24 protein-coding genes and 1 tRNA gene are annotated in these 20,291 nt (G+C 63.7%); 11 read left to right on the top strand and 14 right to left on the bottom strand.

Going from position 1 to position 20,291, the window contains the following annotated elements:
* Positions 1 to 34 precede the first annotated feature (34 nt).
* Positions 35 to 1,402 carry a UDP-glucose dehydrogenase family protein gene (locus tag AC56KW_RS12030; protein WP_497170963.1) on the top strand — a complete coding sequence of 456 codons (1,368 nt, stop codon included), beginning with the start codon at positions 35 to 37 and terminating at the stop codon, positions 1,400 to 1,402.
* Positions 1,399 to 2,376, top strand: coding sequence for an NAD-dependent epimerase/dehydratase family protein (locus AC56KW_RS12025; protein WP_497170962.1), 978 nt, complete (start codon positions 1,399 to 1,401; stop codon positions 2,374 to 2,376). Before AC56KW_RS12030 ends, AC56KW_RS12025 begins: the two co-directional genes overlap by 4 nt.
* A 140-nt stretch (positions 2,377 to 2,516) precedes the next feature.
* On the opposite strand, the gene AC56KW_RS12020 is transcribed toward AC56KW_RS12025, so the two are convergent.
* Together AC56KW_RS12020 and AC56KW_RS12015 are read right to left on the bottom strand one after the other, a co-directional pair.
* A complete protein-coding gene (locus tag AC56KW_RS12020) occupies positions 2,517 to 3,089 on the bottom strand; it encodes a porin family protein (RefSeq protein ID WP_497170961.1) in 573 nt (190 codons plus the stop codon).
* Between the two features lie 176 nt (positions 3,090 to 3,265).
* Positions 3,266 to 3,862 (bottom strand): alpha-ketoglutarate-dependent dioxygenase AlkB family protein, encoded by a 597-nt coding sequence (locus tag AC56KW_RS12015; protein ID WP_497170960.1) that lies wholly within the window; start codon positions 3,860 to 3,862, stop codon positions 3,266 to 3,268.
* Positions 3,863 to 3,913: 51 nt separating this feature from the next.
* On the opposite strand from AC56KW_RS12015, the gene AC56KW_RS12010 reads away from it, so the two are divergent.
* On the top strand, positions 3,914 to 4,516 hold the full coding sequence (locus AC56KW_RS12010; protein WP_497170959.1) for a putative pterin-binding protein: 603 nt from the start codon (positions 3,914 to 3,916) through the stop codon (positions 4,514 to 4,516).
* Positions 4,517 to 4,519: 3 nt separating this feature from the next.
* Here the strand turns inward: AC56KW_RS12010 and AC56KW_RS12005 are convergent, their stop codons facing one another.
* The 7 genes from AC56KW_RS12005 to AC56KW_RS11975 form a co-directional block, all read right to left on the bottom strand.
* The gene (locus AC56KW_RS12005) at positions 4,520 to 4,882 is read right to left on the bottom strand and encodes a hypothetical protein (protein WP_497170958.1); all 363 of its coding nucleotides are present in this window, start codon (positions 4,880 to 4,882) and stop codon (positions 4,520 to 4,522) included.
* Between the two features lie 120 nt (positions 4,883 to 5,002).
* The gene (locus tag AC56KW_RS12000) at positions 5,003 to 5,383 is read right to left on the bottom strand and encodes an MAPEG family protein (RefSeq protein ID WP_497170957.1); all 381 of its coding nucleotides are present in this window, start codon (positions 5,381 to 5,383) and stop codon (positions 5,003 to 5,005) included.
* Positions 5,384 to 5,419: 36 nt separating this feature from the next.
* The gene (locus AC56KW_RS11995) at positions 5,420 to 6,256 is read right to left on the bottom strand and encodes a Rossmann-like and DUF2520 domain-containing protein (protein WP_497170956.1); all 837 of its coding nucleotides are present in this window, start codon (positions 6,254 to 6,256) and stop codon (positions 5,420 to 5,422) included.
* Position 6,257: 1 nt separating this feature from the next.
* Entirely contained in the window at positions 6,258 to 6,836 is a 579-nt protein-coding gene (locus tag AC56KW_RS11990; protein WP_497170955.1) for a DUF924 family protein, read from the bottom strand.
* A 47-nt stretch (positions 6,837 to 6,883) separates the two neighbouring features.
* Positions 6,884 to 7,627, bottom strand: a complete 744-nt coding sequence (locus AC56KW_RS11985) for an MgtC/SapB family protein (RefSeq protein ID WP_497170954.1) — start codon at positions 7,625 to 7,627, stop codon at positions 6,884 to 6,886.
* A gap of 18 nt (positions 7,628 to 7,645) precedes the next feature.
* Positions 7,646 to 7,906 carry a hypothetical protein gene (locus AC56KW_RS11980; RefSeq protein ID WP_109345677.1) on the bottom strand — a complete coding sequence of 87 codons (261 nt, stop codon included), beginning with the start codon at positions 7,904 to 7,906 and terminating at the stop codon, positions 7,646 to 7,648.
* Complete coding sequence (locus tag AC56KW_RS11975) at positions 7,906 to 9,738, bottom strand: aminopeptidase P family protein (RefSeq protein ID WP_497170953.1); 1,833 nt, start codon at positions 9,736 to 9,738, stop codon at positions 7,906 to 7,908. The genes AC56KW_RS11980 and AC56KW_RS11975 overlap by 1 nt, the downstream gene beginning before the upstream one ends.
* 190 nt (positions 9,739 to 9,928) lie before the next feature.
* On the opposite strand from AC56KW_RS11975, the gene AC56KW_RS11970 reads away from it, so the two are divergent.
* Positions 9,929 to 10,513, top strand: coding sequence for a hypoxanthine-guanine phosphoribosyltransferase (locus AC56KW_RS11970; RefSeq protein ID WP_497171080.1), 585 nt, complete (start codon positions 9,929 to 9,931; stop codon positions 10,511 to 10,513).
* A gap of 1 nt (position 10,514) precedes the next feature.
* Here AC56KW_RS11970 and AC56KW_RS11965 read toward each other — a convergent pair whose 3' ends face one another.
* The 3 genes from AC56KW_RS11965 to AC56KW_RS11955 all read right to left on the bottom strand — a co-directional run bounded on the left by AC56KW_RS11965 (position 10,515) and on the right by AC56KW_RS11955 (position 12,671).
* Positions 10,515 to 11,468 carry an NAD(P)H-dependent flavin oxidoreductase gene (locus tag AC56KW_RS11965; protein ID WP_497170952.1) on the bottom strand — a complete coding sequence of 318 codons (954 nt, stop codon included), beginning with the start codon at positions 11,466 to 11,468 and terminating at the stop codon, positions 10,515 to 10,517.
* 84 nt (positions 11,469 to 11,552) lie between these two features.
* A complete protein-coding gene (locus tag AC56KW_RS11960; RefSeq protein WP_497170951.1) occupies positions 11,553 to 12,464 on the bottom strand; it encodes an MBL fold metallo-hydrolase in 912 nt (303 codons plus the stop codon).
* A 9-nt stretch (positions 12,465 to 12,473) separates the two neighbouring features.
* A complete protein-coding gene (locus AC56KW_RS11955; RefSeq protein ID WP_497170950.1) occupies positions 12,474 to 12,671 on the bottom strand; it encodes a DUF1289 domain-containing protein in 198 nt (65 codons plus the stop codon).
* Between the two features lie 148 nt (positions 12,672 to 12,819).
* Between AC56KW_RS11955 and AC56KW_RS11950 the strand changes: the two genes are divergently transcribed.
* Together AC56KW_RS11950 and AC56KW_RS11945 are read left to right on the top strand one after the other, a co-directional pair.
* The gene (locus AC56KW_RS11950; RefSeq protein ID WP_497170949.1) at positions 12,820 to 13,299 is read left to right on the top strand and encodes a hypothetical protein; all 480 of its coding nucleotides are present in this window, start codon (positions 12,820 to 12,822) and stop codon (positions 13,297 to 13,299) included.
* 101 nt (positions 13,300 to 13,400) lie between these two features.
* The gene (locus AC56KW_RS11945; RefSeq protein WP_497170948.1) at positions 13,401 to 14,468 is read left to right on the top strand and encodes an extracellular catalytic domain type 1 short-chain-length polyhydroxyalkanoate depolymerase; all 1,068 of its coding nucleotides are present in this window, start codon (positions 13,401 to 13,403) and stop codon (positions 14,466 to 14,468) included.
* Between the two features lie 4 nt (positions 14,469 to 14,472).
* Here the strand turns inward: AC56KW_RS11945 and AC56KW_RS11940 are convergent, their stop codons facing one another.
* Positions 14,473 to 14,622 (bottom strand): cysteine-rich CWC family protein, encoded by a 150-nt coding sequence (locus AC56KW_RS11940; protein WP_497171079.1) that lies wholly within the window; start codon positions 14,620 to 14,622, stop codon positions 14,473 to 14,475.
* Positions 14,623 to 14,785: 163 nt separating this feature from the next.
* Between AC56KW_RS11940 and argB the strand changes: the two genes are divergently transcribed.
* From argB to pabB, 5 genes are all read left to right on the top strand, one after another.
* On the top strand, positions 14,786 to 15,715 hold the full coding sequence (gene argB, locus AC56KW_RS11935; protein ID WP_005664009.1) for an acetylglutamate kinase: 930 nt from the start codon (positions 14,786 to 14,788) through the stop codon (positions 15,713 to 15,715).
* 66 nt (positions 15,716 to 15,781) lie between these two features.
* A tRNA-Thr gene (locus AC56KW_RS11930) sits at positions 15,782 to 15,856 on the top strand.
* An 89-nt stretch (positions 15,857 to 15,945) separates the two neighbouring features.
* Positions 15,946 to 16,704, top strand: coding sequence for a pyrimidine 5'-nucleotidase (locus AC56KW_RS11925; protein ID WP_497170947.1), 759 nt, complete (start codon positions 15,946 to 15,948; stop codon positions 16,702 to 16,704).
* 7 nt (positions 16,705 to 16,711) lie between these two features.
* Positions 16,712 to 17,290, top strand: a complete 579-nt coding sequence (gene slmA / locus AC56KW_RS11920) for a nucleoid occlusion factor SlmA (RefSeq protein WP_497170946.1) — start codon at positions 16,712 to 16,714, stop codon at positions 17,288 to 17,290.
* Between the two features lie 10 nt (positions 17,291 to 17,300).
* A complete protein-coding gene (pabB, locus tag AC56KW_RS11915; protein ID WP_497170945.1) occupies positions 17,301 to 19,148 on the top strand; it encodes an aminodeoxychorismate synthase component I in 1,848 nt (615 codons plus the stop codon).
* Positions 19,149 to 19,343: 195 nt separating this feature from the next.
* Here the strand turns inward: pabB and AC56KW_RS11910 are convergent, their stop codons facing one another.
* Positions 19,344 to 19,955 carry an OmpW/AlkL family protein gene (locus tag AC56KW_RS11910; RefSeq protein ID WP_497171078.1) on the bottom strand — a complete coding sequence of 204 codons (612 nt, stop codon included), beginning with the start codon at positions 19,953 to 19,955 and terminating at the stop codon, positions 19,344 to 19,346.
* Positions 19,956 to 20,291 lie beyond the last annotated feature (336 nt).

Here is a 20,291-nt window from a genome sequence, read left to right as displayed (position 1 = left end):
TACGACTGCGCGTCTCAACTCATCCATATTTCTCATGAAAATTTCAGTTATCGGAACCGGTTACGTAGGTTTAGTTTCTGGTGCATGTTTCGCCGATGTCGGCAATAACGTCCTCTGCCTCGACATCAATGCTGCCAAGATCCAGATGCTCAAGGACGGGCAGATTCCTATTCATGAGCCCGGACTCGACACCATGGTCGCGAGCAACGTCGCTGCCAAGCGGCTGCATTTTTCGACTAGTTATGACGATGCCGTGGCCCATGCCGACGTGGTCTTCCTTGCAGTAGGAACTCCGCCAGATGAGGATGGCAGCGCCGATTTGCGGCATATCCTCGATGCTGCACGTCAACTCGGCCGGCGTATCGTGAAACCAATGGTCATCGTCGACAAGTCCACCGTGCCAGTAGGCACTGGTGAGCTTGTACGTCAAGCAGTTCAGGACGAAATCGACAAGCGTGGCGTCCAAGTTCCATTTAGCGTAGTCAGCAATCCAGAGTTCTTGAAGGAAGGTGCCGCGATTGGCGACTTCATGCGGCCCGACAGGATCATCGTGGGCAGCGATGCGTCCGACGCGACCGCGCTCATGCGCCAGCTGTATGCGCCGTTCAGCCGCAACCACGAAAAACTGGTCGTCATGGACGTTCGCTCGGCCGAACTGACCAAATATGCCGCCAATGCCATGCTGGCCACCCGCATCAGTTTCATGAACGAACTGGCCAACCTGGCCGAAGTGCTCGGCGCCGATATCGAAGCAGTCCGCCAGGGTATTGGTCTGGATCCGCGCATCGGCCCACACTTCTTGTATGCGGGCATGGGTTACGGTGGTTCATGCTTCCCGAAAGATGTCAAGGCATTGATCAAGACGGCCGGCGACAGGAATCAGCAGTTGCATATTCTGGAAGCAACTGAACGTGTTAATGAGTTGCAGAAAAATGTTCTGTATCAAAAGATATCCCGCTTTTTCGATGGCGAAGCCAACCTGCAAGGGCGCACCGTAGCCTTATGGGGCTTGTCATTCAAGCCCGATACAGACGATATGCGTGAGGCTCCCAGCCTGATACTGATTCGTTCGCTCTTCGCAGCCGGTTGTCGCGTCGTGGCTTACGATCCTGTTGCTGGGGCCGAAGGCTTGCGCGTACTGAAGGCCGAACACGGTGCATCGACCTGCGCCGAATTGTTGACTATTGCGGACTCGGCCGAAGACGCGGTACGTGGGGCCGATGTACTGGTACTTGTCACCGAATGGAAGGAATTCCGCTCTCCGGACTGGCAGTTCCTGGCGCAATCGCTGGCTCGACGTGCGGTATTTGACGGGCGCAACATCTATGATCCCAAGATCGTGGCTGATGCTGGCCTGGTGTACGAGGGAATCGGTCGCGTGGTACAGGCGAGGTCACTGTGAGTGGTAAATGCATCCTGGTCACGGGTGCCGCCGGCTTCGTCGGCAGCTTCGTGGCCGCACGCCTCGCGGCGATGGGACATCGCGTGACCGGTTGCGATAATTTCAACGACTACTATGATCCACAGTTGAAGAACGACCGCGTTGCATCGCTGCTGACGCCTGCCGGTGTCGAATGCGAGCGCGTTGATATCGCTGATGGTACGGCACTGAACGCGCTGTTCGAACGCGTTCGTCCTGACCTGGTGGTCCACCTGGCGGCGCAAGCTGGTGTGCGCTATTCGCTACAGAATCCCACTGCCTATATACAATCGAATCTTGTCGGCTTCGGCAATATCCTGGAAGCCTGTCGTCAGCATCAGATCGCGCATTTGCTGTATGCCAGCAGTAGCAGTGTGTACGGAAACAATGCCAAAGTACCGTTCAGCGAATCGGACCAAGTAGACGAGCCGGTGTCGCTGTACGCCGCCACCAAGAAATCCAATGAATTGATGGCGCACTCCTACAGCCATCTTTACGGTTTCCCGGCTACTGGCCTGCGTTTCTTTACGGTGTATGGACCGTGGGGAAGACCCGATATGGCTTATTTCAGTTTTACTGAGAAGATGATGCGTGGTGAGTCGATTCCCGTCTTTGCGGAGGGAAAGCTGACGCGCGATTTCACCTATATCGATGACATTGTCGAGGGTGTCGTGCGCTTGCTATTCAAACCACAACCAGAGAGGGGTAAGGCGCGTCACGCGGTATTCAACATAGGTAATAACCAGCCGGTAGTGGTCATCGATTTCATCCGCACACTCGAACGTGTGTTGGGTGTCAATGCCTTGCTGGACTTTCAGCCGATGCAAGCCGGGGATGTACCTGCGACGCATGCAGATACGACGCTGTTGAAGGAATGGGTTGGCTTTGAGCCATCGACATCGCTCGAATCTGGTTTAACCCGCTATCGCGACTGGTATCGTAGCTGGCGGACATAATTGACAGGCCTCTGCTGGAAGAGCCCTTCAGGGACCGATATGCTAGCCAGCAGCGGTCAGTATGGCCGGCCAAAAAAAAATGCCGCTCAGTGCAAACTGAACGGCATTAGTTTTTTGGCGCTACGGCGCCACGTGCTTACTTAGAACGAATATTTCGCGCCGATGGTCAGTGCGTTCGGACGCACGCCGAAGTCACGGGTGCCACCGAAGCGTTCGTATTCGGCGATCACGGCCACGTCCTGGTTGATGTTGTACTGCACACCCAGGGCGCCATAGGCGTTGTTGTCGCTGTCGCGACGGTTCAGCGATGCATTGACCGCCGACAATTCGTTCACGTCATGCGACACGCCCAGCTTGGCATAACCGACCAGCTTTTCGGTCAGCGGCGAGCTGAACTTGGCAGCGACATAGGTCGAACGGCCATCGACGACACCGCTGGCGTTCACTGGACCCAGGGTGTAATAGATGTCGGCGCTGCGGAAGTCGGTGTGGCCGACTTCGACCGCCCAGTTCGGGGTGAACTCATAGCCGCCGAACAGCTTGGCCGATGCCTTGATGGTATCGATGTCGGCGCTGGTCGCACCTGGCACACGGGCTTCATAATCGGTAGCCACCGCACCGGCGCCGACATAGGCGCGTGGGGTGAATTCTTGTGCCTGGGCTGCCGAAACAGCGGCGGTGGTAGCGAGCAGTGCAACGATCAGCTTTTTCATCTCAATTCCTCTTCTTGTTCATCTGGCTCGCGATTCCCAACGAATCGCGATGTGACCAAGATAGCACTGTCGAAACGTCAAGTCCGTCGCGTTTCCGTAAGAACTGTAAGAAAGTGTAACTTACTGACCAGCCGGTTATTAATATTTCTGTATGGATCGACGAGGTTGCCGTCAACTTAAACGATTTTCCTGAAAGTTAGATTGACCCGCGGTTGTAATATGCGCGTTATCTTATTAACGCCATGCAACCAATATTTCTGTGTTTCACCGCACATCAGTAGCAGGCTGCCATCTGTCAATTCCAAACGAACAGTCTTTTTGTTGTATTTATGCCTAAGGATAAAGGTACGGGCCGCGCCAAAACTGAGCGATGCAATGGCCGGTTGTGGCCCTAATTCCGGTTCGTCGTCGCTATGCATGCCCATGCTGTCGCGCTCATTGCGGTAGTAATTCAGCAGGACGCTATTGAAGACATGCCCGGTCGCCGCTTCGACCGCGCCGCGTAGAGTATCGAGCAGGGGTGTAAAAGGCAAGGGATCGAGCCGCAGGCCGGAATAGGTATATGCGGCGTCGCCATGCCAGGCGCTCAGGCGTGGCTGCAGGTGGCGTTTGCCATGGACCACCACGGTCTCCTCGCGCCAGGCAGTCTCGGCGAGCAGGCGCGCCATGACCTCGGCATTGGTCCAGCGCAGCGGCAACTGGGGCATCCAGGCAAGGTATCCGTCTTCGAACGGAATCGGACTCAACACGGAGTCGGCAGCAAACAAATCCATGGGCAATATTCAAGGCTATGATGGTGAATCTTCCACCACAGGCATTCTCGCATGGACAAACGCCATTTCCTCGGCGCCGCCGTCATCACGGGCGCAGCGCCGGCATTTGCCAGCCGTCCCGCGCCACAGGCCACGGGCCCGACCGCGGGGCGCGCCGCCGGACCGACCCTGCTGACCATCACCGGCGCGATCACGCGCCACAACCGCGGCGCCCTCGACCCGGCCCTCGACCAGATGATGGCCAAGCACAAGCTGGCATTCGACCGGGCCCATGCCCTGGATTTCGCGGCCCTGGCCGCCCTGCCGGCACGCACCATCCGTCCGACGCTGGAATACGATGGCAAGCCGCATACCTTGCGCGGACCCTTGCTGGCCGATGTACTGGCCCAGGCCGGCGCCAGGCCGCGCGATACGGCCAAGGTTCTGATGCGGGGGGTCGACGGCTATGCCGCCGTGCTCGAGATGCAGCAGTTAAAAACTTGGAAATTTATCGTTGCCACCCACTTGGATGGCAGGCCGATGGCACTGGGCGGCCTGGGCCCGCTATGGGCCGTGTACGACGCCGACCGGGTGCCGGAGATGGCGGCGCTCCCGGTAGCGCAGCGTTTTGGTGCTTGCCCTTGGGCCCTGTATCACCTGGAAGTGATGGCGTAGAAATCAGGCGTAGGCTTCGGCCAGGCTCATCACGCGCGGCGCCACCGTGATGCCGACATTGCCGAACAGGGAATCGATGGCGGCCAGGTTGGCGCTGCACTCTTCGGCCTTCCAGCCCTTGAACATATCGGTGCCGTCCTTCTGGAAGTGCAGGTCGAGCACCTTGCCCTTGTCGCGGTGCACGTAGTTTTGCTGGTGGACGTTGTGGAAACCCAGTTCGGCAAGGCCGGCAAGCACGGTGTGTGGAGGATTTTCCGGATCGGTGGCCAGGAATACGCCAAAAGTCTTGCCTGGCGGCTTGGCAGCGATATCGACCTCATAGATTCCTGGCGCCCTGGTGGCACTCGTGCTCTTCAGAAACAACATATCTGTTCTCCTGGCGCGCCGGTGACCTAGAGGACAGGACGCGCAATGCTTGTTAGTTGGTCAGTGCTCAAGCATATTTCCATATGGGAACTTTGTCGATCGATGTCTGGATTCTTGCCGTTAGCGCATCAATAAACCAACAACTGTGGCAACGACTAACGCGGCGCAAGCGAGCATGCCCACAATAAAGCCGGCTTCGCGCTTGGCTGGATCACGGTAATAGCCCAGCGCATACAGGATACGGCCCAGGCACCACAGCAAGCCGCCTGCCGCCGCCCACACATCGCCCAGGAAGGTGGCGCACAGCCACAAGGGCACCAGCACCAGTGGCAGCATTTCCAGCGTGTTCATCTGGACGCGGTGGGCGCGCTGGAACGCCTCCGGGCCTTCCATCGATGGCGCCGGCACCTTGTAGCGCACGCGGGCATAGCCGGCGACACCCCAGGTCCAGAAATAGACGCCGAGAATAGCCAGCGTGGCCCAAGCGGTGAAGAACATCATGTTTTCCTTGTTATTGGCAAATCAAGGGCCGGACGCTCAGCCTCCGGCGCGCTTGCGCCGCGCCAGGTCGGCCGTCAAGGGTATGAGCGCCTCGTACAGCGTCCCGGTCGCCTCGTCCCAGTCGAGCAAGGCCTGCTGCTGGCGCGCCACGGTCGCATGGTCGCCGCGCGCCACCGGCCCACTCAGGGCCGCGGCAGGACCGAGGCGGAACACATTGGCCATGGTCTCGCTGGCCAGCGGACGCGCCAGCTCGCGCGCGATCGTCTCCGGCACGCCAGCCGCCTGGTAAGCGCGCAAGGCGGCATCCAGGACCGTGGTCAGGTAGTTCGAGGCAAACACCGCCGCCGCGTGATAGACCGTCTTGGCCGCGGCGTCGATCGGCACCAGGCGTGCGCCGATCGCCTCGAAGGCGGGGGTCAACAGCGCCAGCGCCGCCGCGTCGCCTTCGATCCCGCAAAAGGTGCCGCCAAAGTCGCGCGCGACGGCGTCGGGATCGGCGAAGCTGCGGATCGGGTGCGCGCTGGCGACGAGCGCGCCCTGCTCTGCCAGGGCCTGCAATTCGTTCGATGCCTTGGCGCCGCTGCAGTGGAACACGACCGCATCGCGCAGCCTGGTGCGCTGCGCCTGTGCCAGTGCCGCAGCCGTCGGCGCGATCTGGTCGTCGTTCACGGCCAGCAGCCAGATATCGGCGGCGCGCAGTGCCGCGATGTCCGCGCAGGCTTTGCCCGCCCCGATGAAATCGACCGCCGCCCGCGCGCTTGCCGGGGACCGGGTCATCACGTCCTGCACCACGACCGCGCCGCTGTCCGACAGCAGCCGGCCCAGTACCTTGCCGACATGGCCGGCGCCGACCAGGTTCAGGGTCGACGCCACTTCAGAACCCCGAACCCGGTTGGGCCAGGTAGTCGAGTTCTTCCGGCGTCGATGCGCGGCCCAGGATCGGGTTACGGTGCGGGAAGCGGCCGAAGCGCGCGATCACGCCGCGGTGGCGGTGCGCGTAGTCGAGCGATGCACCAAAACCTTCGTGCGCGGCGGCCAGCCCGGTGAACAGTTCGACCGCTTGCTCTTGCATGCGCGCGTCTTCCGCGTGTTCGAACGGCATGTAGGCAAAAGAGCGCTCCCAGGGGCTCAACGCCAGGTGCGCGCCGGACTCCACCAGCTGGCGCGCGGCGCTCAGCGCCAGGGCGTCGCCGGCGAAGGATTCGGGCGTGTCGCGATACGCATTGCGTGTGAACTGGTCGAGCACCAGGATGCGCGCCAGCACGCCGCGCGGTCCCTGCGCGTCCCATTCACGCAGGCCGCCAGCGATCGCGTGGTCGATCGCCGCGCCGAAGCGCTCACGGATGACGGCGTCGAACCCGTCGTCCTTGCGAAACCATTCGGCGCGCTGCCTGCCGTGGCCTGCCTCTGAAGATGGCAGGAACCAGAAATCGAGAACTTCTTGTGCGTCCATTGGAAAACCCTGTCTGGAATTGTTCTTGGTCTTGCGTGTGCGAAGAATCAGTTACGCGCGTGCGATAGCTGGAAGGAATCGACGCCATCGAAGGCGGCCAGCTCGCGCGCCAGCTCCGACAGCGGCGCGCCGGTCTTGCGCGACAACGCCAGTGCCACGAAGCGCCATTCCTGGCGGCCTTCGTCGCTGCTGATGGTCAGCGAGCTGCCGGCGATCTCGTAGCCGCGCTCCAGCGCCACCTTGCGGATCGCGTCCTCGCGCGGCATGAATTCAGGCTTGAAGCGCATGCGCACCGCCACCGCATGGCGCGACGGCAGGAAGGTCTCCAGGCGGTTCAGGTAGATCATGATCATCGCCGACAGGAAGGCCAGTCCCATCGCGGCGAGATAGAAGCCGACGCCGATCAGGATGCCGATCGCCGACGAGGCCCAGATCGACGCGGCCGTGGTCAGGCCGCTGATATTGAAGCCGTCGCGCATGATCACGCCGGCGCCGAGGAAGCCGATGCCGGTGACCACGCCCTGGATGATGCGGGTCGGATCGATCGGCGCCAGGATGCCCGAGTGGCCGCCGTACCAGAAGTCCGGATAGCCGGCCAGGATGGTCAGCGCCGCCGAGGCCATGCACACCAGGCCATAGGTGCGCATGCCGGCCGCGCGGCCATGATAGGCGCGCTCGTAGCCGACCAGGAGGCCAAGCAGCAAGGCCCCGACCAGGTGCAACAGGATCAGGCCATTGGTGAACAGCTCGTTCTTCGACCAATAGGCCGCGATCAGGTTGTATTCCGTCATGCGCTTATGCGTAGAGACTCAAGGCTTCTTCTTGACCAGCTGTTTTTCAAAAGCCAGGTCGTTCTTGCTGATGCGCGGCTGCTCCTGCGGGCCCAGGCCCTTGACGAAAGCGACGAAGTCGTCGAGCTCCATCGGTGGACACAGCGGCGGGCTGCCGGGCGCTTCGGACAGGTAGAAATGGCCGTCGCCGGTGCGCGCCATCGAGTACAGGTTGTTCCCGGTGCGCTGCTTGAGGCGCTCGACGGCGGTGCTGGCGCGGGTGGAGCGTGAGCTGGCCATCAGATCGCCTCCGTGCGCAGCATCAGCCATTCGAATGCCGGACCCTCGACGTATGGCGTCAGGCGCGTGCGCACGGTCGCATGGTAGTCGTTCAGCCACGCGATTTCGTCCGCACGCAGCAGCGATCTATCGAGGCAGCGCGTATCGATCGGGCACAGGGTCAAGGTCTCGAAACCGAGGTAGTCGCCGAACTCGGACGTCTCGACGTGCTCGTTCAGCACCAGGTTCTCGATACGGATGCCCCAGCGTCCCGGACGATAGATGCCCGGCTCGATCGAGGTGATCATGCCCGCCTCCATCGCGGTGTGCGGCTCCGGCGGCACCGCTGGCGAAATCGTCTGCGGTCCTTCGTGCACGTTCAGGAAGTAGCCGACGCCGTGGCCGGTGCCGTGGCCGTAGTCGATGCCGGCGGCCCAGATCGGGGCACGCGCGATCGCGTCCAGCATCGGCGCGCGGGTGCCGCGCGGGAAGCGCGTGGCCGACAGGTTGATCAGGCCCTTCAGCACCAGCGTGTAGTCGCGCATCTGCGCGGCGCTCGGGGTGCCGACCGGGACCACGCGCGTGATGTCGGTGGTGCCGCCCAGGTACTGGCCGCCCGAGTCGATCAGCAGCAGGCCGTCGCCCTCGATGACCGCGCAGCTCGCGCTGTCGGCGCGGTAGTGCATGATCGCGCCATTGCTGTTGAAGCCGGCGATGGTCGAGAAGCTGGCGCTGACGAAGTTTGGACGGCGCGCACGGGCGGCGGTGATACGGGTGTCGATGTCGACTTCGTTCAGTGTGGTCCGGCACTCCGGCGCGCGGTTCGTGTCCGCCAGCAGCGGCTCGAGCGCGGCGAAGAATTCGCACAGCGCGGCGCCGTCCTGCTCCATCGCGGCGCGCACGTTGACCGCCTCGCTGTCGAGCTTGCGCGACTTGGCGAAGGTGGTCGGGTTGATCGCCTCGACCACGTTGACGCCCGGCGCCACCGCGGCGCGCATGCCGGCGGTGACGCGGCGCGGATCGAGCAGCAATGTCGCGCCTTCCGGCAGCGACGCCAAGGCATGCACGGCGTTGGCGTACGGCGCCAGGTGGACGTCGTCGGCTTCGAGGCGGGCGCGCACATCCTGAGGCACTTTGCCTTCGAGGACAAACAGGGTCGCATCGCCGCGGCCGATCAGCGCATGCGCCAGGAACACCGGGTTGAAGCTCACGTCGGCGCCGCGCAGGTTGAACAGGTAGGCGATGTCATCCAGGGTCGAGATGAAATGGAAGCCGGCGCCATGCGCTTCCATCGCGGCGCGCGTGGCGTGCAGCTTGTCGGCGCGGCTGACGGTCGCGTATGGCGCCAGGTGTTCGAATACGGGATCGAGCGGCAGCGATGGGCGCTCGCTCCAGACCTCGTCGAGCAGGTCGATATCGGTACGCAGCTTGATGCCTTTGGCCTTCAGGGCGTCGCCCAGCAGGCGCGCGCCGGCCAGGCCCAGCACGCGCGCATCGACGGCGGCGGTCTGGCCCGCGCCCAGGTTGGCGGCCAGCCAATCGACGTGCAGCTGGCTCGCGGCGCCCGGGATCTTCATCAGCGCGATCCCGGAGCCGGCCAGTTCGGTCTCGGCCTGCGTGAAATAGCGGCCGTCGGTCCAGACGCCGGCGAAGTCGGCGGTGGCGATGAAGGTGCCGACCGAGCCGGTGAAACCGGACAGCCATTCGCGGCCCTTCCAGTAGCCGGGCAGGTATTCCGACAGATGTGGATCGCTCGACGGGACGATAAAGGCGTCGATGCCGTGGCGCGCCATGGCGGCGCGCAGTTGCACGAGGCGGCCTGCTCGTGCGGCCTGGAATTCGTTATGGGACATGGCTGATGCGTCTGTTTGTTTTCCAAGCCACGTATGATACGCCGCAATGCCCCCGAACGGCATTTCCCGGGCTCGCGCCATGACATCGTTATGCCCAGGGCCATCTCTACTACGCATGCATGCCAACGGGAACGCCCCCCCGCACCAGGATGGCGCATAATGGCACGGCGTTTAATTGACCTTGATGACCATGCACGATTTCCACCATGAGCGCGCGCAAGCGCTACTGGCGAATGCCACCCAGATCGTCGAACCCGTCGAAGTGAATGCCGCCGTGCGGCGCGTCGCCGACGAACTCAATGCCCGTTTTGGCGCCGAGGGCGCCGCCGAATTCCCGCTGGTGCTGGGCGTGATGGGCGGCGCGGTGGTGTTCACCGGCCACCTGCTGCCGCAACTGACCTTCCCGCTCGACTTCGACTACATCCACGTCAGCCGCTACGGCGACGAAGACCGCGGCGGCGAGATCGTGTGGAAGGTGATCCCGCGCCAGAACGTGGCCGGCCGCAAGATCGTGGTGGTGGACGACATCCTGGACGAAGGCGAGACCCTGGCCCACGTCAAGCAGCGCCTGCTCGACATGGGCGCGGCCGAGGTGATCATTGCGGTATTTGCCGACAAGGACCTGGGGCGCGCCAAGCCGATCCAGGCCGACCTGGTGGGCCTGACGCTGCCGAACAAGTTCGTGGTCGGCTTCGGCATGGATGTGTATGGCTACTGGCGCAACTTGCCGGGGCTGTGGACGATCCGGCCCGAAGACCTGAAACAGCCGGAATAGCTTACAGGGCGAGCCGTTCCCGCGCGGCGTCGTATTCGCGCTTGAGCCGCTCGACCATCTCGGCCACCGTCGGCACATCGTCCATCAGCCCCACGCCCTGCCCGGCGCCCCAGATATCGCGCCAGGCCTTGGCCGCGCCCGCGCCGAAGCTCATCTTGCTCTTGTCCGATTCCGGCAGGTTGTCCGGATCCAGCCCGGCCGCCACGATCGATTTTTTCAGGTAGTTGCCGTGCACGCCGGTGAACAGGTTGGTGTACACCACGTCCGCCGCGCTCGATTCGACGATCGCATCGCGGTAGCTGTCGCTGACGTTCGCCTCTTGCGTCGCCAGCCAGCGCGAGCCGATGTAGGCAAAATCGGCCCCCATCGCCTGCGCCGCCAGGATCGCGTCGCCGGTCGCGATCGATCCGGACAGGGCGATCGGCCCCTTGAAGAACTTGCGCACCTCGCCCACCAGCGCGAACGGCGACAGCGCGCCGGCATGGCCGCCGGCGCCGGCCGCCACCAGGATCAGGCCATCCACGCCCGCTTCCAGCGCTTTTTCGGCGTGACGGATGGAGACCACGTCGTGCAGCACGATGCCGCCATAGGAATGCACCGCATCCATCATCTCGCGCGGCGGCGCGCGCAGCGACGAGATGATGATCGGCACCTGGTGCTTCACGCACACCTCGACGTCGTGCGCGAGGCGGTCGTTCGACTGGTGGACGATCTGGTTGACCGCGATCGGGCCGACCCTGGCGCCCGGATTGGCGGCCGCATACTCGCCCAGTTCGCGCTGCAGGTCGGTCAGCCAGGTGTCGAGCAGCTCGGCCGGACGGGCATTCAGGGCAGGAAACGAGCCGACGATGCCGGCCTTGCACTGGGCCGCCACCAGGGCGGGACCGCTGGCAATGAACATCGGCGAAGCGATCACGGGAAGGGTCAGGTGTTGCAGCGCAGCGGGCATCGTCATGGGCAGCTCTCGGTGGTTGCGGGGGTTGGTGGACGGGGATTATTATAGCCGCGAAAAAAGAACGGTCGTGCTAGATTTCTCCTTCTAAAGATCAAGCAGGCGTGTTCCCTCGATTCGCGCGGCGCCGGCGCCTACCAGCGCAGTGGCGGCCCATTGCGCCAGCTCGTCCGTATCCAGTCCCAGCACGGCCTTGCGCACCCGTTCGACCAGCGGAATGGATGAGAGCAGGCCCGGCAACGTTGCCAATGCAATCGTCCCACGTTCGAGCAACAGGAACTTGAGCAACACCTTGACCGCATTGCGCGCATTGCGCGCTGGATCGGCCGCCAGGTAAGCGAGGCGCTGCCTGGCCCGTCCCAGCGCTGCATCGACGTCGCCGAACACCGGCCCATGGCCGGGAATGACCACGCGCGGCGCCAGGCTGGCGATCAGGTCGAGCGTGGCGCCGGCCTCCTCGAAACCTGGCTCGCCGGCCAGCTCGGGAAAGATCACGCCGAAGCCGTCCTGCCACAACGCATCGCCCGATACCAGCACGCCTTCTTCTGCACAAAAGATGAGCAGCGCATGCGGGTCGTGGCCGGGCGCCGCCAGTACCTGCCAGCGCAAGCCGCCCAGCCGCAGCACGTCCCCTGGGGACAGCACCTCATCGAAGCCGAAGCGCGGACATTGCTGGCCGGTGGCGCGAAAGCTCAATGCGTCTTCGTCCCAGCGCGCGACCTTGTCGGCCTCGAGCGCGGGGATCGCGGTCCGGCAGCCATAGGCCGCCTGCAGGGCGGCGTTGCCGCCGCAGTGGTCGGAATGCAGATGGGTGTTGAGCAGGCGCTCGAGCGGCCGGCCGCCGAGCAGGTGGCGCACCAGCGCCAGCGTCTGCGGCGCTTGGGTGACGTAGCCGCTGTCGATCAGCGCCGTGGCGTCGGGCCCGGTCAGCAGGACGTTATTCGACGACAGCCAGTTGCGCTCCAATACATGAACCGACGGCGGCAGGCGCAGGTCCATGGCCCTTGCTCAGTCGTCGCCGAAGAGCGCGGCTTCGCGGCGCCGGATCTCGGCCCAGATCGCGCGCTTCTCGTCGTCGCTCGCATTGCGCCAGGCGCGGATCTCGTCGATCGTGCGCATGCAGCCCTGGCACAAGCCGGTGTCAGGCACCAACTGGCAGATATTGATGCAGGGCGAAGGGACGGGTGTTTGCAGTTCTGGAGCCATTGCTTGAAACCTGGAGGACTTTTACCGGAGGCGGCATTATCGCGTGTTCCGCAGTCCAGCGCCGTTTTTGATTGTGAGTCACTATACTCGTCAATACACACTGCCTTTGGAGCAGTGCGCATCGATTAATTGTTGCACGAGGTGACCCATGAACATCCGTTTCATCGTAATGACCGCCCTGCTGGGCCTATCCGCCACCGCATCGAGCCAGGTCCTGTCGCCCGACGGCTACGGCAAGATCCAGTTCGGGCAGCGGCTCGACCAGGCCGAGCGCACGCTGGGCCAGCGCGCCACGCCGCGACCGCTCGATCCGTCCTGTCCCATCGTCCGCTTCAAGCGTTATCCACAGGTGAGCTTCATGGTCGAGAAGGGATTGATCGTGCGCGCCGACGCCAAGGGCGTCGTGCGCAACAGTGCGGGCGTCACGACCCGCATGTCGGCCAGGGAAGCCCTGCGCCACGCGCCGGCCATGCGCAGCGAACTGCATAAATACGACAAGAACGGCGCCTACCTGGTGCTGCCGAAAGGAGAGAACAGGGCGCTGATCTTCGAAGCGAGCAAGGGAAAAATCACCCGCATGCGCGCCGGCGTCAAGCCGGCCGTCGATTACGTCGAGATGTGCGGGTAACAACGCCGAGAAAACGCTGTACCGACAACCGTTCGGCAACGTTTGACAGGTTGGTGTAAGCTCGTGGCCTGAAATTGGTGCAGTGCACAAAAAGGATTGCCATGAAACTCAACCGACTATTGCTGGCGCAGATGCGCTCCGCCACCCGGGCGCTGTGGCGTACCGGGCCGGCCGCGCCCGGCGCCGCCGTGCAGCAGGCCATGAAGAACGCGGCCGCCGTGCAGCGCGTGGCCCAGCGCCAGCTGCGCGACTTCGCCGCGCCCCCCACACCCACACCCATACCGGCACCGGTGGCGGTGGCGGTGCCACCGGCGCCCGAGCGCGTGTCCGGCAGCTTCCTCGACGGCTCCCATGTGAACGCCGCAGGGCGCCGCGAATACAAGCTGTACGTCCCCGGCAGCATCGCCGGCAGCGACGCGCCGGCGCCCTTGGTGGTGATGCTGCACGGCTGCACCCAGGATCCGGAAGATTTTGCCACCGGCACCCAGATGAACGCGCTGGCCGAAGAGGTCGGCTGCCTGGTGCTGTATCCGGCCCAGAGCACGGGTGCGAACGCCTCGCGCTGCTGGAACTGGTTCAATGCGGTCGACCAGCGCCGCGACGAGGGCGAGCCTTCGATCATCGCCGGCATGACGCAGGCGATCATGGCCAGCAATGCCGTCGATCCAGACCAGGTCTATATCGCCGGCCTGTCCGCCGGCGGGGCGATGGCGACCATCATGGGCACGCTGTATCCGGACCTGTATGCGGCGGTGGGCGTGCATTCCGGGCTGCCGTTTGCCTCAGCCAACGATTTGTCGTCGGCGCTGGCGGCCATGAAGGGAGACTTTCGACGCAGCCAGGAAGGCGGCGGCCAACCCTTGCCGATCATCGTCTTCCATGGCGACCGCGACACCACCGTGCATCCGGCCAACGGCGATGAACTGGTCGCGCAAGGCGCCCGCCACCTGGCGCAACCGGGCATGGCCGAACCCGGCCGCGTGCCCGATGGGCACGCCTACACGCGCACCCTGTATCCGGATGAAGGCGGCACCGTGCATGCGGAACACTGGCTGGTGCATGGCGCCGGCCACGCCTGGTTCGGCGGCAATGCGCGCGGCAGCTATACCGATGGAAAGGGACCGGACGCGAGCCGCGAGATGATGCGCTTCTTCCGCACGCGGCGCTAGATTGTTACGGCGCCTTCGGCGCTGCCGGCAAGGAGTGGGCGGCAATGTGCGCGCGCAGGCAGGCCGGGCACCAGCAGCCGGCTGCCTCTTGCGGTACGGCCACTGCCGGCGGCAAGCTGGTGCACCAGCAGGGTTCCTGCGCACCATCCTTCATCGCGCACCCGAAATCGGCGCCGCAGCGCATGCAAATACTCATACCTGATAAAGTACCGATTGCTGCCATAAAATACAACAGGACGCCGCCCTTTCCCCACAAGGTTTACGCTGGTTTTACATCATTGCCTGTAAAATCTGCCGACATTTATTTCGGACCCTCCATGAACGCTCAAGTGACCAGCCTGAAGACCGACGACCAACCTGACGACTTGACCGCCGTTTCGACGGCTTTGAAGGCTCAGATCCTGGCCGAAGCGCTTCCCTATATTCGCAACTTCCACGGCAAGACCATTGTCATCAAATACGGCGGCAATGCCATGACCGACGAACGCCTGAAACACGGCTTCGCGCGCGACGTCATCCTGCTCAAGCTGGTGGGCATGAATCCGGTCGTGGTCCACGGCGGCGGCCCGCAGATCGACAATGCGCTGAAAAAAATCGGCAAGCAGGGTACTTTCGTGCAAGGCATGCGTATTACCGACGAAGAAACCATGGAAGTGGTGGAGTGGGTGCTCGGCGGCGAGGTTCAGCAAGACATCGTGATGCTGATCAACCACTACGGTGGCCAGGCGGTCGGTCTGACCGGCAAGGACGGCGGCCTGATCCGCGCACGCCGCATGGCGATGCCTGACAAGGAAAAACCAGGCGAGTTCCTCGACATCGGTTTCGTCGGCGAGATCGAAGCGATCAACCCGGCCGTCGTGAAAGCGCTGCAGGACGACGCCTTCATCCCGATCATCTCGCCGATCGGCTTCGGCCAGGACGGCCAGGCCTACAATATCAACGCCGACGTCGTCGCCGGCAAGATCGCGGAAATCCTGAAAGCCGAAAAGCTGATCATGATGACCAACATCGCCGGCGTGCAAGACAAGGCGGGCAATCTGGTGACCGACCTGTCGGCGCGCGAGATCGACGAGATGTTCGCCGACGGCACGATTTCGGGCGGCATGCTGCCAAAAATTTCGTCGGCGCTGGACGCCGCCAAGTCGGGCGTGAACACCGTACACATCATCGATGGCCGCATCGAGCACTCACTGTTGCTGGAAGTCTTGACCGAACAGGCTTTTGGCACTATGATCCGGTCTCACTAATTTTTTGTGACGGGGCAACCCTCACAGAAAATGTCGTTACGGTGGGCATTGCCCACCGCATCTACAGCCCTTGTAGCTCAGTGGTAGAGCACTCCCTTGGTAAGGGAGAGGCCACGTGTTCAATCCACGTCAAGGGCACCATTCTCCTCCCCCTGTTTTCTCCCGATCCATGACGTTGTCATGTGCCGCTGGCATAATCGCGTGTTGCAACCTTTGCGATCCGATTACCCGTGTCCACTTCTTCCATCCAAGCCCCGGTCTGGCTGTTCGACCTCGATAACACCCTGCACGACGCGTCGCACGCGATCTTCCCGGCGATCAGCGCCAATATGAACACGTATATCGCGCGCGTGCTGAGCGTCGGTGGCGTCGAGGCCACGCAAGAGATGGTCGACGCCGCGCGCCTGGGCTACTGGAAGCGCTACGGCGCGACCCTGCTCGGCATGATGCGCCACCACCAGGTGTGCGCCACGGACTTCCTGCACCAGACCCACGATATCGGCCCGCTGGACGCCCTGCTGCGCTCCGAACGCGGCCTCGCGCGCCTGCTGCGCCGCCTGCCCGGCCGCAAGATCCTGCTGACCAATGCGCCGAACAGCTATTCGACCGAGATCGTGCGCCGCCTGAAGCTGCACAACCATTTCTCGCACCACGTGGCGATCGAGCACATGCACGTGCATGGGCAACTGCGACCCAAACCATCGAAGCTCATGCTGCGGCGCCTGCTGCGCAAGCACGGCATCGCGGCCCAGCGCTGCATCCTGGTCGAAGACACGCTGGCCAACCTGCGCACGGCGCGCCAGCTCGGCCTGCGCACGGTCTGGGTCACCCAATATCTTCGCCACGATGCGCGCATGAGCGATCCAATTGGAAAAGCTCCCCTGCCGAGGACCCTGAAATGCCCCGGTTACGTCAATGTCAAAGTAAAATCCGTGCGGCAACTTCCGATGCGGCTTTCCAGGCTGCGTCGCTCCAATAACAATTCCTAGGGATCCCATGGCAAGCACGAAGCCAGGCCAGCGCAAGCTGCAAATCCTCCAGGCCCTGGCCTCGATGCTCGAGCAGCCCAAGGGCGAGAAAATCACCACCGCCGCGCTCGCGGCGCGCCTGTCGGTGTCCGAAGCGGCGCTGTACCGTCACTTCGCCAGCAAGGCGCAGATGTACGAGGGCCTGATCGAGTTCATCGAATCGTCGGTGTTCGGCGTCATCAACCAGATCAGCGACAAGGAAGAAGGCGGCCTTGAACAGGCGCACGCGATACTGCAGATGCTGCTCGGCTTCGCGGCCAGCAACCCGGGCATGACACGCGTGCTGATCGGCGATGCGCTCGTCGGTGAAGACGAGCGCCTGCAGCTGCGCATGAACGGGTTCTACGACAAGGTCGAACTGGCGTTCAAGCAGGCTCTGCGCCTGGCCGTCACGCAAGGCCACGGCCAGGAAGCCGACGTCGCCGCGCGCGCCAGCTTGCTGGTGAACTATGTCACCGGCCGCTGGCACCGCTTCGCAAAGACGGGCTTCAAGCTCAATCCAATGGAAGGCACGTCGCTCCAGCTGTCATTGCTGCTGGCAGCGTAAAATCCCCGGCATGGATACCGGCGAAGTTTTCGCGCTGCTGGACGATGCCCGCGCCACGCAGGAGGCGCGCTCGCGCCTGTACAGCGGGCATGCGGGCACCCTGGCGTGCAAGGACGCCGCCGGTTGGCCACGCGTGCTGGCGGGACTGTCGCAAGCCCTGCAGGACGGCCTGCACGCGGTGCCGCTCCTGAGCTACGAGCTGGGCGCGCACCTGCAAGGCTTGCCCGCACGGCCCCTGGATGGGCCACTGGCCCGGGTGCTGCTGTTCACGCACTGCGAGCGGATGACGGGCGAGCAGGTCGCATCCTGGCTCGCCACACGCAGCATGGACACGGCGCTCGCCGGCGTGGCCGGCATCGCCGCCAATGTCGACGAAGCGCGGTTTACCGACGCGATCGACCGTATCCGCGACTACATCGCGGCCGGCGACACCTACCAGGTCAACTACACCTACCGCCTGCGCTTCGACGCCTTCGGGCCGCCGCTGGCCTTGTACGCGCGCCTGCGCGCGCGCCAGCCGGTGCCGTATGGCGCGCTGGTCACGCTGCCCGGCGGCGGCGCGCTGCTGTCGTTCTCGCCCGAGCTGTTCGTGCGCCATGAAGCGGGCTTGCTGCAGGCGCGGCCCATGAAGGGCACGGCCCCGGCCAGCGCCGATGCAAAAACCGACGAGGCGCGCGCCGCGGCCCTGGCGCAGGATGCCAAGAACCGCGCCGAGAACCTGATGATCGTCGACCTGCTGCGCAACGACCTCGGTCGCGTGGCGCAGACGGGCAGCGTCGAGGTGCCCGCCCTGTTCGAGGTCCAGCGCTACGGCGCCGTGCTGCAGATGACGTCGACCGTGCAGGCGCGCCTGCGCGACGACGTGCAGCTGGACGAGATCTTCGACGCGCTGTACCCCTGCGGTTCGATCACCGGCGCCCCCAAGCGGCGCGCGATGGAGATCATCCATGAACTCGAGCCGGACGCGCGCGGCATCTATACCGGCGCGATCGGCTGGTTCGATCCGGCGCCGCCGGGCCGCGGCTATGGCGACTTCTGCCTGTCGGTGCCAATCCGGACCCTGTCGCTCGGCCCCGCGCAAGGCGGCGCGCCGCACGGCAGCGTGCAAGACGGCCTGCGAACCGGCGAGCTGGGCGTGGGCGCCGGCATCGTGCACGACAGCGATGCGCAGTCCGAATTCGCCGAGTGTCTGTTGAAGGCGCGCTTCCTGACCGGCCTGCACAACGAATTCGAGATCTTCGAAACCGTCCGCGCCTCGCGCGAGCATGGCTGTCGCCACCTCGAACAGCATCTCGACCGCCTGGCCGCATCGTGCGCCTATTTCGGTTTTGCGTTCGACCGCGGCGCGGCGCACATGGCGCTGCTGCAAGCCAGCGAAGCGCTGCCTTCCGATGCGCTGCACCGCTTGCGCCTGGCCGTGTCGCATACCGGCGACATGACCCTCGCCGCGGGCGAGCTGGCGCCCTTGCACGAACCGGTGACGCTGCTGCTGGCCGACGAGCTCACACACAGCGGCGACGTCTTCCTGCGCCACAAGACCAGCATCCGCAGCCGCTACGACGCGGCGTGGAAGGCGGCCGAGGCGCAAGGCGCCTTCGATGCGCTGTTCTTCAACGAGCGGGGCGAGTTGACCGAAGGAGGACGCAGCACCGTGTTCGTGCGCTTCGAGGACGTCTGGCTCACGCCGCCACTATCGGCCGGCGTGCTGCCGGGCGTGATGCGCGCCGTGATGCTCGCCGCGCCGGCATGGCATGCGCGCGAAGCCGTGATCACGCGCGCCATGCTTGAGCAAGCCGACGACATCGTGGTCTGCAACGCCTTGCGCGGACCGCTGCGCGCCGTCCTCGCGGCTGCATGAGTCCGACCGGCAGCGCGCCGTCGTCGCGCCAATGCCGGCGCATGCGCTGCACACTGTCTTGCTGCGGCTGGCGCCGAACATGATCTGAAGCCTGGTTCACGCCCTGCCCGTCTGCCTGCCCGCTGCTTTTGCTGGAAGCTCGCGCAGGAAGACGGGGGACGTGATCGGCTTGGGTGATCGGCTTGGGTGATCGGCCTAGAAGCGGTAGCCCACGCCCAGTCCCACCAGGACCGGATCGACCTTCAGGTGGCTGGCCTTGGCGCCGCCGACATACACATCGCTGCGCAGGTTGAGCTTCTTGACGTCGGCATTGATCGACCAGCGTTCATTCAGGCGAAGATTGACGCCGGCCTGCAGCGCCAGGCCCCAGCTGTCGTTTTCCAGGTCGCCGGCGCCATCGAGCAGCTTGATGCTCGACATGCGGGTGTAGTTCACGCCGGCGCCGAGGTACGGACTGATGGCCGCGCCGGGGGCGAAGTGGTATTGCAGGCTGAGGGTCGGCGGCAGGTGCTTGAAGGTGCCGATCTCGGCGCCATCCAGGCGCGCCTTGTGCTTCTGTGGATACGTCAGGACCAGTTCGGCCGCGATGTGCGGGGTGAAGAAGTAGCTGATGTCCAGTTCGGGAATGGTCTTGCTGCTGACTTCGAGGCGGTCCGCCGCGCCGACGCCACCGATCGGCGTCGACTTGTTGTCCGGGTCGACGTGCACGGCGCGGGCGCGCACCAGCCATGGGGTTTCCTGGGCCATCGCTTGCGCAGCGCTCATGGCGATCAGGGCCAGCAGCATGGTTTTCATCGTCGTTTTCATCTTTTTCTTACCTTTCTTCGTTTTCATGTCATCTGCGACGAAGGTAAGCTTATTGATGTGAAGTAAAACAAACTATGATCTACATCAAAATGACCATGCTATTAGTATGGTTTATAAAACGTCTATCTCCCAGGTTATATCTGTGAGCGAGCATACGCATTCGACAGAACGCCCCATGCGCAGCATCGCCGGTCGGGCCCTGATGGCGTTCGCGCTCGCGCAGCCGAACGCCACGCGGTGGACGTCAAAGAACAGAGTGGACAGGCGCTCGGCTTCTATGAGCACATGCGATCCGCGGTGCAAGGACGTTCCGGGCAGGACCCGTTCGGGAACACC

Source organism: Telluria sp. RT2P19 (genome assembly GCF_059685725.1).
This window is presented reverse-complemented; position numbering and strand designations above follow the sequence as displayed.

Excerpts from the sequence above, each read along its gene's own strand:
- AC56KW_RS11945 (WP_497170948.1), top strand. The coding sequence starts at position 13,401 with ATGAAACTCAACCGACTATTGCTGGCGCAGATGCGCTCCGCCACCCGG.
- AC56KW_RS12030 (WP_497170963.1), top strand. The coding sequence starts at position 35 with ATGAAAATTTCAGTTATCGGAACCGGTTACGTAGGTTTAGTTTCTGGT.
- AC56KW_RS12000 (WP_497170957.1), bottom strand. The coding sequence starts at position 5,383 with ATGATGTTCTTCACCGCTTGGGCCACGCTGGCTATTCTCGGCGTCTAT.
- AC56KW_RS11960 (WP_497170951.1), bottom strand. The coding sequence starts at position 12,464 with ATGGACCTGCGCCTGCCGCCGTCGGTTCATGTATTGGAGCGCAACTGG.
- argB (WP_005664009.1), top strand. The coding sequence starts at position 14,786 with ATGAACGCTCAAGTGACCAGCCTGAAGACCGACGACCAACCTGACGAC.
- AC56KW_RS11985 (WP_497170954.1), bottom strand. The coding sequence starts at position 7,627 with ATGACGGAATACAACCTGATCGCGGCCTATTGGTCGAAGAACGAGCTG.
- AC56KW_RS11965 (WP_497170952.1), bottom strand. The coding sequence starts at position 11,468 with ATGACGATGCCCGCTGCGCTGCAACACCTGACCCTTCCCGTGATCGCT.
- AC56KW_RS12020 (WP_497170961.1), bottom strand. The coding sequence starts at position 3,089 with ATGAAAAAGCTGATCGTTGCACTGCTCGCTACCACCGCCGCTGTTTCG.
- AC56KW_RS11940 (WP_497171079.1), bottom strand. The coding sequence starts at position 14,622 with ATGAAGGATGGTGCGCAGGAACCCTGCTGGTGCACCAGCTTGCCGCCG.
- pabB (WP_497170945.1), top strand. The coding sequence starts at position 17,301 with ATGGATACCGGCGAAGTTTTCGCGCTGCTGGACGATGCCCGCGCCACG.
- slmA (WP_497170946.1), top strand. The coding sequence starts at position 16,712 with ATGGCAAGCACGAAGCCAGGCCAGCGCAAGCTGCAAATCCTCCAGGCC.
- AC56KW_RS11970 (WP_497171080.1), top strand. The coding sequence starts at position 9,929 with ATGCACGATTTCCACCATGAGCGCGCGCAAGCGCTACTGGCGAATGCC.
- AC56KW_RS12005 (WP_497170958.1), bottom strand. The coding sequence starts at position 4,882 with ATGTTGTTTCTGAAGAGCACGAGTGCCACCAGGGCGCCAGGAATCTAT.
- AC56KW_RS11955 (WP_497170950.1), bottom strand. The coding sequence starts at position 12,671 with ATGGCTCCAGAACTGCAAACACCCGTCCCTTCGCCCTGCATCAATATC.
- AC56KW_RS11975 (WP_497170953.1), bottom strand. The coding sequence starts at position 9,738 with ATGTCCCATAACGAATTCCAGGCCGCACGAGCAGGCCGCCTCGTGCAA.
- AC56KW_RS11910 (WP_497171078.1), bottom strand. The coding sequence starts at position 19,955 with ATGAAAACGACGATGAAAACCATGCTGCTGGCCCTGATCGCCATGAGC.
- AC56KW_RS11980 (WP_109345677.1), bottom strand. The coding sequence starts at position 7,906 with ATGGCCAGCTCACGCTCCACCCGCGCCAGCACCGCCGTCGAGCGCCTC.
- AC56KW_RS12015 (WP_497170960.1), bottom strand. The coding sequence starts at position 3,862 with ATGGATTTGTTTGCTGCCGACTCCGTGTTGAGTCCGATTCCGTTCGAA.
- AC56KW_RS11950 (WP_497170949.1), top strand. The coding sequence starts at position 12,820 with ATGAACATCCGTTTCATCGTAATGACCGCCCTGCTGGGCCTATCCGCC.
- AC56KW_RS12010 (WP_497170959.1), top strand. The coding sequence starts at position 3,914 with ATGGACAAACGCCATTTCCTCGGCGCCGCCGTCATCACGGGCGCAGCG.
- AC56KW_RS11990 (WP_497170955.1), bottom strand. The coding sequence starts at position 6,836 with ATGGACGCACAAGAAGTTCTCGATTTCTGGTTCCTGCCATCTTCAGAG.